The following is a 16,692-nucleotide window of genomic DNA, read 5'->3' on the forward strand; positions in this document are numbered from 1 at the left end:
GCGGCCAGACGCACACAGGGCGTCGAATGTGCGGCTGGGCGCACACTCCTTGGTTCTAACCGATGTCGGCGACCGCACCGCGGCCCGCGGCACGACCGGAGAAGATGCAGCCGCCCAGAAACGTGCCCTCCAGCGCCCGGTAGCCGTGCACCCCGCCGCCACCGAAACCGGCCACCTCGCCGGCCGCGTACAGCCCGTCCAGCGGACTCCCGTCGGCACCGAGCACCCGGGAGTCCAGATCGGTCTCCAAGCCTCCCAACGTCTTTCGCGTCAAGATGTGCAGCTTGACCGCGATGAGCGGACCGGCCTTGGGATCCAGCAGCGGATGCGGGGCAACCACCCGGCCCAGCTTGTCGCCCAGGAATTCGCGGGCGGCGCGGATCGCGGTGATCTGACCGTCCTTGGTGAATTTGTTGACCACTTCGCGGTCGCGGGCGGTGACCTCGTCGGCGACCGTGGCGTAGTCCAGCGGCGTCACATCGGGCAGCGTGTTCATCGCAGACACTAACTCGCGCAACGACTTTGCAGTGACGAAGTCGACGCCTCGATCGACGAAGGCCTGCACCGGTCCCGGTGCGCCCGATCCGGCCCGCGAGGCCAGCAGCTGCCGCACGCTGCGGCTGGTCAGGTCGGGATTCTGCTCCTGACCCGACAGGCCGAATTCCTTGCCAATGATCTTGCTGTTCAACACAAACCAGGTGTAGTCGTGGCCTGACTTGGCGATGTACTCCAGGGTTCCCAGGGTGTCGAAGCCGGGATACAGCGGCACCGGCAACCGCTTCCCGGTCGCGTCCAGCCACAGCGACGACGGGCCCGGGATGATCCGGATGCCGTGCATGGGCCAGATCGGGTCATAGTTGGTGATGCCCTCGGTGTAGTGCCACATCCGATCCGGGTTGATCACCCGGGCGCCGGTCTTCTGGGTGATCGCGATCATCCGGCCATCGACGTGGGCGGGCACACCGGCGAGCATCTTCTCCGGGACGCGACCCATCCGGGTGGGCCAGTTGGCCCGCACCATGTCGTGGTTGCCGCCGATACCGCCGCTGGTGACGATCACCGCTTGCGCGCGAAACTCGAACTCGCCGACTACTTTTCGCGACGACGAGACGCCGCGCGGCTCGGACGACGGCTCGAGCACGCTACCGCGCACGCCGGTCACCGCGTTCCCCTCGACGATCAGCTCGTCGACCTGATGCCGGTAGGCGAACTGCACGTTCGGGTGGTCGACGAGCCGGCGCGCGAAAATGTCGACGATGGCGGGCCCGGTGCCCCAGGTGATGTGGAAGCGCGGCACCGAATTGCCGTGCCCCTGAGCGCCGTAGCCGCCGCGCTCGGCCCAGCCCACCAACGGGAAGATCTTCAAACCCCGCTCGCGCAGCCAGCTCCGCTTCTCCCCGGCCGCGAAATCGACGTAGGCGTGCGCCCATTGTTTGGGCCAGTAGTCCTCTTCGCGGTCGAAGGCCGCGGTGCCAAGCCAGTCCTGCAGTGCGAGTTCGTGGCTGTCGTGCACACCGAGTCGACGCTGCTCGGGGCTGTCGACGAAGAACAGGCCGCCGAACGACCAGAACGCCTGCCCGCCGAGGTTGGCGCTGTTCTCCTGGTCGACGATCAATACCCGTTTGCCGCGTTCGGCCACCTCGCAGGCCGCCACCAGGCCGGCCAGGCCCGCCCCGACGATCACGACATCAGCTTGGGTATCGCTCATGGCGCTACACAGTAGCGACCGCTGCGGTCAGGCCGCGTCGAGAATGGCCTGATCCGGCCGCCATTGGTATTGGGTCGGTTCGCAGCCCTGCAGCCGTGAGATGTCGACCGCGTCCAGCATCGCTTGCAGCGGACCAGGCTTGCGCAAGTGACTGGCCGCCACCGCGACCCGGACGACGCCGTCACGGCGCGCCACGCGCTCGGCCGACAGCACCAGCATCCGGCACCACCACGGCTCGGACAGGAAGCCTTCACCGATGCCCAGCACCCGCGCCCGCACGCTCGTCTGCCGGACCAGGTCGGTGATCTCGTGCAGATCGGCAAGCAACCGGAAACCGTTGCGCGGCAAGGCAGTAACTGTTCCGGGCGACGCGGTCCAGCGCGGCGCCGCGAAGAGCCGGGTGCGCAGGCCGAGGTGTTCGAGCACCCGGTCCGCGGCCATCAATCGCAGGTTGGCCTCATGCGCCGGCAGGCTGGCGAATTCGCCGCGGCGCTTCTTGGTGGCTGCGTCGTCGTATCCGTTGAGCAGGATGGCGTCACCGCCGGCGCGTCGGGCCGTCAGCCACTCGACGGTCACCGGGTCCTGATCCAGCTTGTAGCCACCCTTCAACCGAGGGGCAACCAGCAGCGACACCGGCACGGAGCGGGTGTCCATCTTTTCGCAGAACTCGGCGACGTCGTCCAACGTGCGATCGCGAATCCCGGACACCGAGACGATCAGCTTCCCAGACACATCTCAATTTTGACGATGTCAGGTGTCCGGACAGTGACATACACGCGGACAGAAAGCGTCAGTTCGATAGGTCCACCAGCTAATTCGGGAGGACGGCCTCGACTGCCGCGATCACCTCGGGCGCATCGGGCACGGTCTGCGGCCGGAATCGGTTGACCACCTGGCCGCCCGGTGCGATCAGGAACTTCTCGAAGTTCCACTGCACGTCACCGGCGTCGCCGGCAGCATCGGGTGTCTTGGTCAGCTCGGCGTACAACGGGTGCCGGCCCGGTCCGTTTACCTCGGTTTTCGCCAGTAGCGGAAACGTCACACCGTAGGTGGTGGAGCAGAAGGTCTGAATCTCCTCGGCGGTGCCGGGCTCCTGGCCCATGAACTGGTTGCACGGCACCCCCAGGACGGTGAGACCGCGCTCGCCGTAGTCGCGCGCCAGCTGCTCCAGCGCGGCATATTGCGGCGTCAGACCGCATTTGGATGCCACATTGACGACGAGCACGGCGCGGTCGTTGTAGTCGGCCAGCGATAAGGATCCGCCGTCGAGGCCGGTCAAAGGGATCTCGGTCACAGTCATAGTCGGAGGCTACCTGCATCGCATCCCCCGCAACTTAGATTGATCACCAGCTAGTCTGTCGTTACGCTGGCCCATATGGTTTCTCGCGCGGCACCGCCGACGGACACGGCACCGGACGCCGACGACCCACCCGACTATCCCGACTCGCTCGATGCCGGGCTGCTGAGGATCGCCGGGGTCTGCATCCTCGCCTCGGTGATGGCGATTCTGGACGGCACGGTGGTCAGCGTCGCGCAGCGCACGTTCATCGGGGAATTCGGCTCGACGCAGGCCGTTGTCGCGTGGACGATCACCGGCTACACGCTCGGGCAAGCCACCGTCATTCCGCTGGCCGGCTGGGCGTCTGACCGATTCGGCACCAAGCGGCTGTTCATGGGCGCGGCCCTGTGGTTCACGTGCGCGTCGCTGCTGTGCTCGCTGGCATCGAATATCAATCAGCTCATCGCTTTTCGCGTCATCCAGGGCCTGGGTGGCGGGATGCTGGTGCCGTTGACGCTGATCATCCTGACCCGCGAAGCCGGCCCGAGACGACTCGGCCGATTGATGGCGGTACTCGGTATCCCGATGCTGCTGGCCCCGATGTGCGGGCCGGTTCTGGGCGGCTGGCTGATCAGCGCCTACGGGTGGGAGTGGATCTTCCGGATCAACCTGCCGGTCGGTGTGATCTTGCTGGTATCCGCGGCGTTGATCTTCCCGAAGGATCGACCGCGCCCGTCGGAGGCATTCGACTTCGTCGGGATGTTGTTGCTGTCACCGGGATTGGCGTCACTTCTGTTCGGGATCTCCTCGGTGCCGCGGCGGGACAGCTTCACCGACCACCACGTGTGGATACCGGGACTGATCGGCCTCGCGTTGGTCACCGCGTTCGTCCTACACGCGTTGCATCGCTCCGACCATCCGCTGATCGACCTGGCCTTGTTCAAGAACCGGGCCGTGACATTGTCCAACATTTCGATGTTCTTGTTCTCGGTCGGGTTTTTCGGCGCAGTCCTCGTGGTTCCGAGCTATCTGCAGCAGCTTCTGCACGAGACGCCGCTGCAGTCCGGGCTTCAGCTGATCCCGCAGGGGCTCGGCGCGATGCTGACCATGCCGCTGGCTGGCACCTTGATGGACAAGCGCGGACCCCGCAACGTACTGCTGGTCGGGCTCGCCCTGATCTCCGCCGGGTTGAGCGTATTCGCCTACGGCGCATGGCAACAGGCAGATTACCTACCGACCCTGATGCTGGGGCTGGTGACGACCGGTATCGGCCTGGGCTGCACCCTGACGCCGCTGTCCGGGGCCGCGGTTCAGACTCTGGCGCCGAACGAGGTGGCCCGCGGTTCGACGCTCCTCAGCGTCAACCAGCACGTCGCGGTCGCGGTAGGCACCGCGTTGATGTCGGTGATCTTGACCAGTCAGTTCAATCGCAGCGAAACCATCGGTACCGCAGAAAAACTCGGCATCCTGCGTGGAAAGTTCACCAGACACGGTGTACCCGTTCCATCACATCACCAGGTCTCCGCCGAATTCACCGCGCGGCTGATGCACGACCTGACCCACTCCTACACGCTCGTCTTGGCGGTCTCGATTGTCGTTGTGGCGGTGACGCTTCTGCCGGTGGCGTTCCTGCCCAACAAGCCACCGCCGCCCGGTCGCGCCCAGTCCACGGTGCCCGTCTAGAGCGCTACTCGTCGACTGTGCAGTTTATCGATGCCGATCCGCGATTTTCGCGACCACAACATGCACACTCGACGCCGGATGCCCAACCCGCCGGCGTCGATGACGACCCGGCTACCCCTGCGCACCGCTGAGGAGATCGTCTACCTGGCCGCTGCCGTAGTTGTCGCGATCGGCGGCTGCTAGCAGCCATGCGTATTGGTAGGCCGTCTCTTTCCAGCGCTCGTAGCGTCCGCTGATGCCACCGTGGCCCGCGGTCATCTGGGTTTTCAGCAGCACCGGGTTACTGCCGACTTTGGTATGCCGTAGTGCGGCAACCCATTTGGCTGGCTCGACGTAGTAGACCCGGGTGTCGTGCAGCGACGTCATCGCCAGAATCGCCGGATAGTGCTGTGCGGTGACATTCTCGTACGGCGAATACGATTTCATGTAGTGGTAAACATCGCTGTCGCTCAACGGGTTTCCCCATTCGTCCCACTCGGTAACGGTCAGCGGCAGCGACGGGTCCAGGATCGTGGTCAGCGGATCGACGAACGGCACCTGCGCCAGAATCCCGGCGAACAACTCGGGCGCCATGTTGGCCACCGCACCCATGAGCAGGCCGCCGGCGCTTCCACCCAGCGCCACCAACTGCTGCGGGCGGGTCTGCCCACTGTCGACCAAATGCTGTCCGACGGCGATGAAGTCGGTGAAGGTGTTCTTCTTCTCGAACAGCTTGCCGTGCTCGTACCACAGCCGGCCCATCTCGCCGCCGCCGCGGACGTGGGCGACCGCGAAGATCATGCCGCGGTCGAGCAGCGACAGCCGAGCGATGGAGAACCGGGGGTCCTCACAAATCTCGTAGGCGCCGTAGCCGTAAACCAATGCCGGAGCCGGGAATTCAATGTCGGCGCGGTGCACGATCGAGATCGGGATCTTGGTTCCGTCCGCGGCGTGCGCCCATTCCCGGCGCTCGACGTAGTCTTCGCGGCGATAGTCGCCGAGCACCGGTTGCTCACGCAGCAGCGTGCGCTCGCCGGTGACCAGGTCGAGGTCGTAGATCCGCACCGGCGTCACGAACGATCCGGCGCCGATTCGCAGCTTGGGCGAGGCCCAGTTCGGATTCGCGCCCAGTCCGGCCGACATCAGTTCGGAATCGAACGAGATCTCCTCCGGCCGGCCATACCCGTCATCCTCGATCGGCCACAACTGGATTCGCGGCAGCGCCTCACCGCGATAGCTGACCACCAAGTGGCCGGCGAAGGCATCGACGCCGTCGAGCCGCACGTCGTCGCGGTGTTCGATCAGCGTGCGCTGGTCGGCGGGGTCGTCGACCGGCGCCTCGGCCAGCTGGAAGTTCACCGCATTCTCGTTGTGCAGGATCAGGAATCGATCCCGACCGCCGACGATCGCGTGCTCCACCGAGTACTCGATGCCGTCGCGGCGCGGCAACACCGTGACAAATTCGGCCTCCGGGTCGGCGGCGTCGGCGTAGCGTACCTCCGAGGTTATCGCCGATCCCGCGGCGATCAACACGTACTTGTCGCTGCGGCTTCGACCTACGGCGAGCCAATATTTCTCGTCTGCTTCGTGATACACCTTTTCGGCCGGCAGGCCGGACGCCAGTCGGTGCCGCCACACAGTGTCGGGCCGCCATGCGGCGTCGACGGTGACGTAGTAGACGGTCCTGTTGTCGGTACCCCAGGTCACGCCCGCGCCGATGCCGACGATCTCATCGGGATACTGCTCACCCGTGACAAGATTCCTGAACCGCAACGTGTATCGCTCGTCGCCGACCACGTCGACGGAGTATGCGAGCACGTTTCCGTCCGGGCTGATGCTGGCCGCACCGAGGGAGAAGAAGTCGTGCCCGTCGGCTTCGACGTTCTCGTCGAGCAGCACCTGCTCGCCTGGGATCTCGGTGTGTTCGTCGAGCACCGGCGGATCCCAGTCGGTCGGATCAGTTACCGGGCAACGGCATTGGACCCCGTACTGCTTGCCTTCGAAACTGCGGGCGTAGTACCACCAGTCACCGCGGCGGACCGGAACCGAGAGGTCAGTCTCTTTGGTTCGCGCTTTGATCTCGTCGAAGATCTTCTGCCGCAACGGCTCTAGTGAGGCGGTCTGCTGGTCGGCGTACTCGTTCTCGGCCTCCAGGTAGCTGATCACCTCGGGGTTGGACTTGTCCCGCAGCCACTCGTAGGGGTCGACGAAGACGTCATCGTGAAACTCGCGCCGCGAGTCGACCCGTTTGGCGACCGGCGGTTCAATACGAGAACTCATGCGGCCGAACCGATCCAGTCGTCGAACTTCAACCCGGAAATGCGTTCGTACGCTTCGATATAACGGGCGCGGGTGGCGTCGACGATGTCATCCGGCAGTGGGGGTGGCGGCTGCGTTCCGCCGCGATCCCAACCCGATTCGGAACTGAGCAGCCAGTTGCGGACGAACTGTTTGTCGAAGCTGTTCTGCACCTCACCGACCCGATATTCGGCGGCTGGCCAGTACCGCGACGAGTCGGGGGTGAACACTTCGTCGGCCAGTATCAGGTTGCCGTTGCCGTCCACGCCGAACTCGAACTTGGTGTCGGCGATGATGATTCCCTTCGTCAGCGCGTGGTCGGCCGCCTGCATGTAGGTCTGCAACGTGCGGTCACGCAATTGGTTGGCGCGGACGCCGCCGACCATCTCGATCACCCGGGGGAACGTGATGTTCTCATCGTGTTCTCCCAGCTCGGCTTTCGTCGCGGGGGTGAACAGCGGTGTGGCGAATCGGCTGGCCTCGACCAGGCCCGGCGGCAGGGTGATGCCGCAGACCTTGCCGGTCGCCTGATAGTCCAGCAGCCCCGAGCCGGTGAGATATCCACGCGCAACACATTCGATGGGCATCATCTCGAGCTGCCGCACCACCAGGGCGCGGCCCAGCACCTCGTCGGGAATACGGGCGTCGTCCGGTGGGCCGGCCAAGTGGTTGGGCGCCTCGACGAGGCCGAAGAAGAACACGCTCATCGCGGTCAAGATGCGTCCCTTGTCGGGGATCACGCTGTCGAGCACGTAGTCGAACGCCGAGATCCGGTCGCTCGCGACGAATAACAGGTGACCGTCGTCGATACGGTACAGCTCGCGGACTTTGCCACTGGCCAAGTGCTGGTAGTCGGACAGAGCGGGACGCATCGGGACAGCCTAACGGTCTACCGAAAGCCGACTCGCAGACCGACCCTGTGCTGGGATCAAGATATGAAATCGCGGTTCATCCCCTACGCCAACACCCCGGGCCGGCTGCTGGCTCAGTTGTTCAGCGACACCGTCGTGGTGATCTGGTCGTTCATCTGGGTGATCGTCGGCCTGGCGGTGCACGGCGCGGTCTCCACGATCGCCGATGTGGGCCGACAGGTCCAGGGCGGCGCCGACGGTGTCTCCGAGAGCCTGAAGTCGGCCGGCCACAGCGCCGACCACATCCCCCTGGTCGGCAAGGCCGTCAGCGAGCCGCTGACCGCGGCCAGCAAGGCCGCGCTCGACATCGCCGGCGCCGGCCACAACCTGGACACCACCGCGAGCTGGCTGGCCATCGTGTTGGCGTTGGCAGTCGCGGCGCCACCGACACTCGGGGTGGTGGTGCCGTGGCTGGTGTTGCGCATCCGATTCGTCCGGCGCAAGTTGACCGTGGGAGCGCTGGCCGCCACGCCTGCCGGCGCGCAGCTGCTGGCGCTGCGCGCCTTGGCCAACCGGCCGTTGGCCCGGCTCACCGCCGTCACCCCCGACCCGGTCGGGGCGTGGCGGGCCGGGGACCCGCATGCCATCCACGGCCTGGCCGCCATCGAATTGCGTTCGGCGGGAATGGCCGTCAGAACGCGCTAGCGCAGTTCCACTACCAGGTGCCGAATGCCCGTGTGCCGGTTGCTGCGCGTCCATTCGACGTCACGCACGACTCGGACGTCGGCGAAGCGGGTCAGCAGTTCTTCGAATAACACTCGCAGTTCCAGCCGCGCCAGGTTTGCACCCAGACAGTAATGTACGCCTTGGCCAAAACCCAGGTGTGGGTTGGGCTTTCGCGCGATATCGAATTCGTCGGCGTGGTCGAACACGGAATCGTCGCGGTTGGCCGAGCCTTCCCAGATCTGCACCTTCTGCCCCGCTGCGATCGAGACGTCGCCGAGCACTACGTCGCGGGTGGCGGTGCGCCGCTTGGACGGCGACGGCGATGTCCATCGGACCATCTCTTCGACCGCGACAGGCAGCGCATCCAAATCGTCACGCAGCGAGCGCAATTGCTCCGGGTGCTGGGCCAGCGCCAGCAAGCCACCCGCGACGGCATTGCGGGTGGTCTCGGCGCCGGCGCTGAACAGCAGACTGAAGAACAGGTAGAGCTCGAGATCGGACATCGCCGGCCCGTCGGCGGTATCAGCGTTGGCGACCACTGACAACATGTCGTCGGTCGGCTGCGCCCGCTTCGACGCGATCAGTTCCTGCCCATAGGTATACATGCGCGAGCTGGCTTCCTCGGCCGACAACTGAGACAGTGCCGCCTTGCGCGAGCCACCGAAGTCGAATTGCGGCTCGATCGCTTCGAACAGCCAATGCCGTTCGGATTCTGGCACTCCCAGCAGGATGCAGATCATCTGCATCGGCAGCTCGGCGGCGACGTCGACGAGAAAGTCGAAGGGCTCGCCGGGCACCACCGCGTCCACCAGGCGACGGGTTCGGGCCCGCAGATCATCTTCGACCAGTCCGATCATCCGCGGGGTCAGCCCGGAGCTGACCAGTCGCCGAATCTGCGAATGCCGCGGATCGTCCATCATGTTGAGTACCTGTCCCGCGATCGACAGATCCTGCAACAGGGTCCCACCGAACGGCCGGTCACCACCGGTGACCGACGAGAAGAGTATCGGATCCTTGAGTACCGCAAGCGTTTCCGCGTAGGAAGCGATCGACCAGAAGCCCTCCCCGTCGGGGGTGTGCTCGGTCGGGTGGTGCCAGTACACCGGTGCCTCGCGCCGGTGGATGGCGAACAGGTCGTGGGGAAAACCGCTGGCGAAGTTATCCAGATCGGTGAAGTCGATCTCCGCGAGCGTCACAGGATGGCGCCCGGCGTGTACTTCGCCGCGTCGGGGTAACGCGCGACCAGCGCATCGACCTCTGCGATAACCGCGTCGACCTGGTCACCGGCCGCGCCGATGAACGCCTTGCGGTCGGCCAACGCGGCGTCGATCGCGGCTCGGTCCAACGGCAGTCGCGGATCAGCGGCCAACCGGTCCAACAGATTCGGGTCGACACCCTGCTCCCGCATGGCCAGCGCCGCGGCGACCGCATGCTCCTTGATCACCTCATGCGCCGTCTCCCGGCCCACGCCGGCACGTACCGCGGCGATCAAGACCTTGGTGGTGGCCAGGAACGGCAGGTAGCGATCCAGCTCGCGCTGGATCACCGCCGGGTATGCGCCGAATTCGTCGAGCACGGTCAGCATCGTCTCGATCTGCCCGTCGATGGCAAAGAAGCTGTCCGGCAACGTTACTCGTCGCACGACGGAACAAAAGACGTCACCCTCGTTCCACTGCGCACCCGCCAGCTCGGCCGCCATCGAGCCGTACCCACGCAGGATGACCTGCAGCCCGTTAACCCGCTCGCAGCTTCGAGTGTTCATTTTGTGCGGCATGGCCGACGAGCCGACCTGTCCTTGCGCAAAGCCTTCGGTGACGAGGTCGTGGCCGGCCATCAGCCGGATGGTGTGCGCCAGCGATGATGGACCTGCGCCCAGCTGCACCAGAGCCGACACCACGTCGTGGTCGAGCGAGCGCGGATACACCTGGCCCACACTGGTCAAAACTGTTGCGAATCCCAGGAATTCAGCGATGCGTTGCTCGAGGTCGGCAAGCTTGGCCGCGTCGCCGCCGAGCAGGTCCAGCATGTCCTGTGCGGTCCCCATCGGGCCCTTGATGCCGCGCAGCGGGTAGCGGTCGATCAGGTCGCGCAACCTCGTCAACGCGACCAGCGTCTCCTGTGCCGCCGAGGCGAACCGCTTGCCCAACGTGGTGGCCTGCGCGGCGACGTTGTGGCTGCGGCCGGCCATCACCAGGTCGCGGTAGGTCGCGGCGCGCTCGGCGAGCCGGGCGACCACGGCGACGCCATGAGCGAACACCAACTCCAGCGACCGGCGCACCTGGAGCTGCTCGACATTCTCGGTCAAGTCGCGACTGGTCATCCCCTTGTGGACGTGCTCGTGGCCGGCCAACGCGTTGAACTCCTCGATGCGGGCCTTCACGTCGTGCCGCGTCACCCGCTCCCGGGCGGCGATCGAGGCGAGGTCGACATCCTCGAGCACCCGTTCGTAGTCGGCAATCGCGGCCTCAGGCACCACAGTGCCTTCCACGCCCAGTTCGATCTGGGCGCGCAGCACGGCCAGCCACAGTCGCCGCTCGGCGACGATCTTGGCCTCGGGCGACCAGATCGCCACCATCTCGGCGCTGGCGTAGCGGTTGGCCAGCACATTCGGGATCGTCACAAACACACAGCTTAACGGCGCCGCGCCGGGCGCGAATCAGGCACAGTGACCTCATGCACTTTGTCGGGCTCGATCTGGCCTGGGGCGAGAAGAACAACACCGGCGTTGCCGTCGTCGACTCGGACGGCCGATTGCTGCACGTCGGTGCCGCGCACGACGATGCCAGCATCGAGGCGGCCATCGAGCCCTACGTCAGCGACGACTGCCTGGTCGCGATCGACGCTCCCCTGGTCGTCACCAATCCGGCGGGATCGCGGCCGTGCGAGGCAGCGCTCAACCGCGACTTCCACCGCTTCGAGGCCGGCGCGCATCCGGCCAACACCACGAACCCGGCGCTCGCGCATCCGCGCGCGGCCCGCATCGCGGGCGCGCTGACCCTCGACATGGATCCGGCGTCGAATTCCCCGCGGCGGGCCATCGAGGTCTATCCGCATCCGGCGACCATCGCGTTGTTCGGTCTGGAGAAAACCCTGAAGTACAAGAAGGGGTCGTTCGAAACGCGTCAGCATGAGCTGCTGCAGTTGATGACGCTGATCGAGGGGCTCGACAACGCGACGCCGCGGCTGCGGGTCAACCACAACATGTCCTGGGTAGAACTTCGCAAACGGGTGGCGGCCGCGGCCCGGCCGGTGCAACTCGACCGCGACGAAGATCCCGTCGACGCCGTGCTGTGCGCCTACGTCGCGCTGTATTGGTACCACCGGCCCGAAGACGTGACGATCTACGGCGATTACGCGAGCGGCTACATCGTCACCCCCACTTTGCCGTCCGACGTATCCGCGCGCCGCGGACGCGTTGCGCCGCAGCGGGATAACGACGAATTACGTGAACGCGTCACGCAGGTCGCCGCGCTCCTCGACCAGGCGCAGCGGGGGCTGGCCGAGATCCGCCGGCAACTCGACAGCAGTTAAAGACCGGTGCGACAAGCCATTTCAGCGAAGCGAAATCAGATTTGCACGGGTCGCCGGTCGAACGGCGCCACTGCGTCGATGACATCGATCACCGTGGCTCGCGCCACGGCTCGCGGGTCTTGAAGCTCGTCGACCAGCGCCGAGACCACCGCCCCGTCGACGGTGCAGATCAATGCCGAGACGAGCTCCGGACGCACCGATCGTCCCGACCGCTCGATCACCTCCGCGACGGCATCGACCCGCTGTCGCATGTTGCGGCGCTGGATGTCACGCAGCCCCGGCAAGCGGGCGCAGGCGATGTGTCGTTCGTAGCGGGATATCAATTGCTCGGTCAGGCCCGAGTCGGATTCGTGGCCCACGAGCAGATCGACCAACAGGTCGGCGGTCTTGTCCGCGCTGCGGCGCCGGCGGGACAACGTGGCGACCTGAGCGCGCAGCTGCGCGACCTCCAGCATTCCGATGTGCGCGACCGCGCTGGCGATCAGGTCGTCGAGGCTGGAGAAGTAGTACGTGGTCGACGCCAGCGGCAGGCCGGCGCGCCGGGCTACGGCGCGGTGCCGGACCGCATCGAAACCGCCTTCACACAGCAGTTCGGCGGCAGCACTGACGAGCGCGTACCGTCGGCGTTCTCCCTTGGGAGTGACGGCGCCCTTCGGCACGACGACGGCCTTCGGCGCGGCCGGCACCGGTGAGGAAGCGACCTGGTTGGCGGCGACGGCGACCTGGGGAGCGAAGGCCCCCTCGGAAGCCACTGCTGCTGTCACCTAGGACATGGTGCCAGCCAAAATGCCGCCGCATCGGGCTTTCGAGATAAACCGTCGTCAGTCGTTCGGCCGACGGAGGCCCCGAACCGGCGCTTTATGATGGCCGGCATGCCGGAGATGAGTCGTCGCACCGTGCTGCGCCTGGGCACCGGCGCGGCCGCCGGAGCGCTCGGCGGCTATGCGATCGACCGGCTGCTTCCCGGCCGCCCTCCGGTGGCCCCGCCGGTCGCGATGACGGGCACCGGAATCCCACTGGCACCGCGCCCGCCGCTCGACCAGCCGCCGGCCCCTACGATGGTCACCGGTTCGTTCGTGTCGGCAGCGCGCGGTGGGGTCGCCACCAATTGGGCGATCGCCCGGCCCCCGGGTCAGAGCAAACCGCTGCGACCGGTGATCGCGCTGCACGGCAAAGGCAGCAGCGCGGCCACGGTGATGGAGGGCGGTGTCGAGCAGGGGCTGGCCCAGGCGGTCGCTGCCGGTCTACCACCGTTCGCTGTGGTGGCTGTCGACGGTGGCGGAAGTTATTGGCACAAAAGGGTTTCCGGCGAGGATAGCGGCGCGATGGTGTTGAGCGAGCTCATCCCGATGCTGGGCGGGCAGGGCCTGGACACCTCCCGGGTCGGGTTCCTGGGGTGGTCGATGGGCGGCTACGGCGCACTACTGCTCGGCGGCCGACTCGGGCCGGGCCGCACGGCGGCGATCTGCGCGGTGAGCCCCGCGCTGTGGATGTCATCGGGGGCGGCGGCCCCAGGCGCATTCGACGGCCCCGGTGATTTCGCCGCCAACTCGGTGTTCGGCATGCCCGCGCTGGGAGCGATCCCGATCAGGGTGGATTGCGGCAACAGCGATCCGTTCTACGGCGCCACCAAACAATTCATCGCGCAGTTGCCCAACCCGCCGGCGGGCGGGTTCTCCCCCGGCGGCCACGACGGGGCGTTCTGGAGTTCGCAACTGCCCGCCGAACTGACCTGGATGGCACCACTGCTGACGGCATAACAACGCCCTGCACGCCCTACCAGAAGCCTTACTATATTTGTTACGATAACGCGCCATAAATCATGGCCGCAGTGCACGGAGGTGACGAATTGGCGAGGCAGGCCGTCGCGGACAAGCGACAACGCCGTGAACGCGGATCGATCAGCGTCGACGAAATCATCAACGGCGCGTTTGAGGTCGCCGGCGAGGTGTCAGTCGACGGATTGAGCATGCCGCTGCTGGCCAAGCACCTCGACGTCGGCGTCACGAGCATTTACTGGTACTTCCGGAAAAAGGACGATCTGCTCAACGCGATGACCGACCGGGCACTGGGTCAGTACGACTTCGCCACGCCCTTCGTCGAGGGCCAGGACTGGCGGACCTCGTTGCGCGACCACGCCCACAAGATGCGCCAGACGTTTCGGGACAACCCGATCCTGTGCGATCTGATCCTGATCCGTGGCACCTTCGGCCGTGAGGCGACGCTGGCGGCCTTCGAGAAGCTGGAGAAGGCGATCGCCGCGTTGGTGGAGGCCGGCCTGTCGCCCGAGGACGCGTTCGACACCTATTCCAGCATCGCCGTTCACACCCAGGGCGCGGCGGTTCTGGAACGGCTACAGGACAAATCCGACGGAGCCGAAACCTACCGTCGCAGTGGGCCTTCGGTGATCGACCCCGAGACCATGCCACTGATCGCACAGTTGACCCAGAAGGGTCACCGCATCGGCATCGCCGACGACATCAACTTCGAGTACGGCCTGACGTGCATTCTCGATCACGCCAGCCGGCTGATCGAGCAGTCGTCACCGGACGGTCAGTGAGACCACCGCGCGGTTGATTCTCCGTCGCGGCCAGCCCTTCCAACCCGCCGCGGCCAACGCCGCGTTTGCGGCATTGCGGCCACACATACCGTGCACCCCACCGCCCGGGGATGCGCCGGCGCTGCCGAGGTAGACGTTCTGCACGGGGGTTTCGGCGCGACCAAGTCCCGGCACGGGGCGAAAGATCAGCTGCTGGAAGAGCTGGGAGGTGCCCCCGTTGACCGCACCGGTGTGCAGGTTCGCGTCGCCGGCCTGCAAATCGGACGGACGTTGAATCGCCTTGGCGACGATCTGGTCATGGAAACCCGGCGCGTACGCTTCCAGCACACTGTCGACACGCTCAACCAAGATGTCGGCCGCGTCGTCGCCTGCCACACCCCGAGGTAAATGTGTGTAGGCCCAAGCACTTTCGGTACCCGTCGGCGAACGGGTGGGGTCTGCGGTACTCATCTGCCCGAACAACATGAATGGGTTCTGCGGGATGGTCGCCGTGTTCAGGTCGGCCATCCATCGGATCAAGCCGTCGTGGCCGGCGCCCACGTGGACCGTCCCGGCCTTGTTCAGGTTTTTCGAACGCCACGGGATCGGCGCGCTCAACGCGTAGTCGATCTTGAGCACCGGTGTGTCCCAGACGAAGCGCTCGAAGCTGCGCAGCAGGGCCGCCGGTAGAGCGTCGGCCGGCAGCAGCCGTTGGTAGAGCTGCGGCGCAGACGTGTCTGCGATCACCGCTCGGCGGACGCGAACGCAGTCACCGTCAGAGGTCCGGACCGCGACCGCACGCCCGTGACGAACTTCGACTTTGTCGACCGGCCGGCCGCATTCGATGTGCGCCCCGGCGGCGGTGGCGCGAGCTACCAGTGCGGCCGTCAGCTGACCCGCGCCGCCCACCGGCACGGGGAACCCGCCGTCCTGGGCCATCATGATCAGTAGGTAACCCATGATCCCGCCGCCCGGCGCGTCGATCGGCACGTCGGCGTGCATTGCGTTGCCCAGCAACAACAGTCGCGCGGCTTCACCTTTGAACAGACTCTGCGCCATCAATCCTGCGGGCAGCAACAATTGGTGGACGAATCGCAACGACCCGCCGGTCCCCAGTCGGCGCAGTAATTGCAGCGCTCCACGCACGGGTGGAAACGGCGCGAAAAGACTCGTCAGCAGCGGGTCCTTGATGCGTTGCCACTGCTCACACGCCTCGCGCCAGCGTGCGCCATCGCCGGGCTCATGCTCGTCGAGAGCCGCGGCCGTTTCGTCCAGGTCGCGGTAGATCATCGCCGCGTTCTCGTCGTCCGAGGATCGGGGATGACCGACGACGGCTGGCGCATGGCTCCAACGCAGGCCGTAATCTTCCAGGTTGAGCGACCGCAACGCGGGTGATGCGACCGCGAGGGGATAGAAGGCGCTGTAGAGATCGGTGGTGTACCCGGGGGTCAGTTCGGCGCTTTTCACCGCGCCGCCTGGCTCGTTTTGGGCCTCGAGCACCATCACGTCCCAGCCCGCGTCGGCAAGCATCGCCGCGGCAACGAGGCCGTTGTGGCCGGCCCCGATCACGACCGCGTCGGCGCTCGACGCCGCTCTACCCATCGACGGGTGATTCGCGTCGCTCGGCCAGCCGCGCCAGCCGCCACGTGCACTCCCGGTTGCGCGGCCACGCCGCCGCGAGTGCGAGGCGTTTGGGCACCAGGTTCATCGGTCCCCCGACCGGCACCTCGGCCATCTCGATGCGGCAGCCCCCGTCGATATCGAAGAGGCGCATGGTGATTCGCGCGGATCCGAGCGGCCTTAGTTTGGCCAAAAGGACCAGCCGTTCCAACGGCACACATTCCTCACTGATGGTCTCGTCGTTGATAACCGCGGGCCAGATGCCGATCGAGTGCGAGATGGTGCTGCCCGGTTCGGGCCACGCGGGATCGACGGCGCGCATCCTGCTGTTGCCTACCACCCATTGCACATACATCCAGCCGTCGGCCATGACGTCCCACACCCGTTGCCGGCTGGCCGAGGTCTCCCGACGCACGGTCAACGAACTGAATGCTTCTTCTGGAGTGCCCATTTGCTCGTCCGTCCACGGGGTTTCGAG

General features: G+C 66.1%; 15 protein-coding genes. 5 read left to right on the top strand and 10 right to left on the bottom strand.

All coding sequences use genetic code 11. The features are described 5' to 3' along the window. Positions 1-55: 55 nt before the first annotated feature. From A5658_RS22020 to A5658_RS22030, 3 genes are all read right to left on the bottom strand, one after another. Positions 56-1,708, bottom strand: coding sequence for an FAD-binding dehydrogenase (locus tag A5658_RS22020; RefSeq protein ID WP_067340064.1), 1,653 nt, complete (start codon positions 1,706-1,708; stop codon positions 56-58). A 27-nt stretch (positions 1,709-1,735) separates the two neighbouring features. Next, on the bottom strand, positions 1,736-2,440 hold the full coding sequence (locus A5658_RS22025) for a DUF2334 domain-containing protein (RefSeq protein ID WP_067340067.1): 705 nt from the start codon (positions 2,438-2,440) through the stop codon (positions 1,736-1,738). Positions 2,441-2,519: 79 nt separating this feature from the next. Then, entirely contained in the window at positions 2,520-3,008 is a 489-nt protein-coding gene (locus A5658_RS22030; protein WP_067340070.1) for a glutathione peroxidase, read from the bottom strand. A gap of 75 nt (positions 3,009-3,083) precedes the next feature. Here A5658_RS22030 and A5658_RS22035 point away from each other — a divergent pair, with 75 nt between their 5' ends. After that, positions 3,084-4,670 carry a DHA2 family efflux MFS transporter permease subunit gene (locus A5658_RS22035; protein WP_067340072.1) on the top strand — a complete coding sequence of 529 codons (1,587 nt, stop codon included), beginning with the start codon at positions 3,084-3,086 and terminating at the stop codon, positions 4,668-4,670. A gap of 111 nt (positions 4,671-4,781) precedes the next feature. On the opposite strand, the gene A5658_RS22040 is transcribed toward A5658_RS22035, so the two are convergent. Both A5658_RS22040 and A5658_RS22045 read right to left on the bottom strand, forming a co-directional pair. Further along, positions 4,782-6,929, bottom strand: coding sequence for a S9 family peptidase (locus A5658_RS22040; RefSeq protein WP_067340075.1), 2,148 nt, complete (start codon positions 6,927-6,929; stop codon positions 4,782-4,784). Next, on the bottom strand, positions 6,926-7,819 hold the full coding sequence (locus tag A5658_RS22045) for a phosphoribosylaminoimidazolesuccinocarboxamide synthase (protein ID WP_067340077.1): 894 nt from the start codon (positions 7,817-7,819) through the stop codon (positions 6,926-6,928). Before A5658_RS22045 ends, A5658_RS22040 begins: the two co-directional genes overlap by 4 nt. A gap of 63 nt (positions 7,820-7,882) precedes the next feature. On the opposite strand from A5658_RS22045, the gene A5658_RS22050 reads away from it, so the two are divergent. Continuing rightward, positions 7,883-8,503 carry a hypothetical protein gene (locus A5658_RS22050; protein ID WP_067340081.1) on the top strand — a complete coding sequence of 207 codons (621 nt, stop codon included), beginning with the start codon at positions 7,883-7,885 and terminating at the stop codon, positions 8,501-8,503. Here the strand turns inward: A5658_RS22050 and A5658_RS22055 are convergent. Together A5658_RS22055 and purB are read right to left on the bottom strand one after the other, a co-directional pair. Then, complete coding sequence (locus tag A5658_RS22055) at positions 8,500-9,720, bottom strand: cytochrome P450 (protein ID WP_067340083.1); 1,221 nt, start codon at positions 9,718-9,720, stop codon at positions 8,500-8,502. The two genes, A5658_RS22050 and A5658_RS22055, sit on opposite strands and share 4 nt — an antisense overlap. Further along, positions 9,717-11,144 carry an adenylosuccinate lyase gene (gene purB, locus A5658_RS22060; RefSeq protein WP_067340183.1) on the bottom strand — a complete coding sequence of 476 codons (1,428 nt, stop codon included), beginning with the start codon at positions 11,142-11,144 and terminating at the stop codon, positions 9,717-9,719. The genes A5658_RS22055 and purB overlap by 4 nt, the downstream gene beginning before the upstream one ends. 53 nt (positions 11,145-11,197) lie before the next feature. Between purB and A5658_RS22065 the strand changes: the two genes are divergently transcribed. Next, positions 11,198-12,055: a DUF429 domain-containing protein gene (locus A5658_RS22065; protein WP_067340086.1), complete on the top strand. Its 858-nt coding sequence runs from the start codon at positions 11,198-11,200 to the stop codon at positions 12,053-12,055. 35 nt (positions 12,056-12,090) lie between these two features. On the opposite strand, the gene A5658_RS22070 is transcribed toward A5658_RS22065, so the two are convergent. Beyond that, on the bottom strand, positions 12,091-12,714 hold the full coding sequence (locus A5658_RS22070) for a TetR/AcrR family transcriptional regulator (RefSeq protein WP_067340185.1): 624 nt from the start codon (positions 12,712-12,714) through the stop codon (positions 12,091-12,093). Positions 12,715-12,915: 201 nt separating this feature from the next. Between A5658_RS22070 and A5658_RS22075 the strand changes: the two genes are divergently transcribed. Beyond that, complete coding sequence (locus tag A5658_RS22075; RefSeq protein WP_067340089.1) at positions 12,916-13,815, top strand: alpha/beta hydrolase-fold protein; 900 nt, start codon at positions 12,916-12,918, stop codon at positions 13,813-13,815. An 89-nt stretch (positions 13,816-13,904) separates the two neighbouring features. Then, positions 13,905-14,615: a TetR/AcrR family transcriptional regulator gene (locus tag A5658_RS22080; protein WP_067340188.1), complete on the top strand. Its 711-nt coding sequence runs from the start codon at positions 13,905-13,907 to the stop codon at positions 14,613-14,615. Here A5658_RS22080 and A5658_RS22085 read toward each other — a convergent pair. Further along, on the bottom strand, positions 14,598-16,196 hold the full coding sequence (locus A5658_RS22085) for an NAD(P)/FAD-dependent oxidoreductase (protein ID WP_067340091.1): 1,599 nt from the start codon (positions 16,194-16,196) through the stop codon (positions 14,598-14,600). The genes A5658_RS22080 and A5658_RS22085 overlap by 18 nt on opposite strands. After that, on the bottom strand, positions 16,189-16,665 hold the full coding sequence (locus A5658_RS22090; RefSeq protein WP_067340190.1) for an SRPBCC family protein: 477 nt from the start codon (positions 16,663-16,665) through the stop codon (positions 16,189-16,191). Before A5658_RS22090 ends, A5658_RS22085 begins: the two co-directional genes overlap by 8 nt. Positions 16,666-16,692 lie beyond the last annotated feature (27 nt).

This window comes from Mycobacterium sp. 1245111.1 (assembly GCF_001673405.1).
Taxonomy (GTDB): Bacteria; Actinomycetota; Actinomycetes; order Mycobacteriales; family Mycobacteriaceae; genus Mycobacterium.

Bases quoted from the DNA above. Each gene is read 5' to 3' on its own strand.
- A5658_RS22020 (WP_067340064.1), bottom strand. From the start codon at position 1,708: ATGAGCGATACCCAAGCTGATGTCGTGATCGTCGGGGCGGGCCTGGCC.
- A5658_RS22030 (WP_067340070.1), bottom strand. From the start codon at position 3,008: ATGACTGTGACCGAGATCCCTTTGACCGGCCTCGACGGCGGATCCTTA.
- A5658_RS22035 (WP_067340072.1), top strand. From the start codon at position 3,084: ATGGTTTCTCGCGCGGCACCGCCGACGGACACGGCACCGGACGCCGAC.
- A5658_RS22040 (WP_067340075.1), bottom strand. From the start codon at position 6,929: ATGAGTTCTCGTATTGAACCGCCGGTCGCCAAACGGGTCGACTCGCGG.
- A5658_RS22045 (WP_067340077.1), bottom strand. From the start codon at position 7,819: ATGCGTCCCGCTCTGTCCGACTACCAGCACTTGGCCAGTGGCAAAGTC.
- A5658_RS22050 (WP_067340081.1), top strand. From the start codon at position 7,883: ATGAAATCGCGGTTCATCCCCTACGCCAACACCCCGGGCCGGCTGCTG.
- A5658_RS22065 (WP_067340086.1), top strand. From the start codon at position 11,198: ATGCACTTTGTCGGGCTCGATCTGGCCTGGGGCGAGAAGAACAACACC.
- A5658_RS22075 (WP_067340089.1), top strand. From the start codon at position 12,916: ATGATGGCCGGCATGCCGGAGATGAGTCGTCGCACCGTGCTGCGCCTG.
- A5658_RS22085 (WP_067340091.1), bottom strand. From the start codon at position 16,196: ATGGGTAGAGCGGCGTCGAGCGCCGACGCGGTCGTGATCGGGGCCGGC.
- A5658_RS22090 (WP_067340190.1), bottom strand. From the start codon at position 16,665: ATGGGCACTCCAGAAGAAGCATTCAGTTCGTTGACCGTGCGTCGGGAG.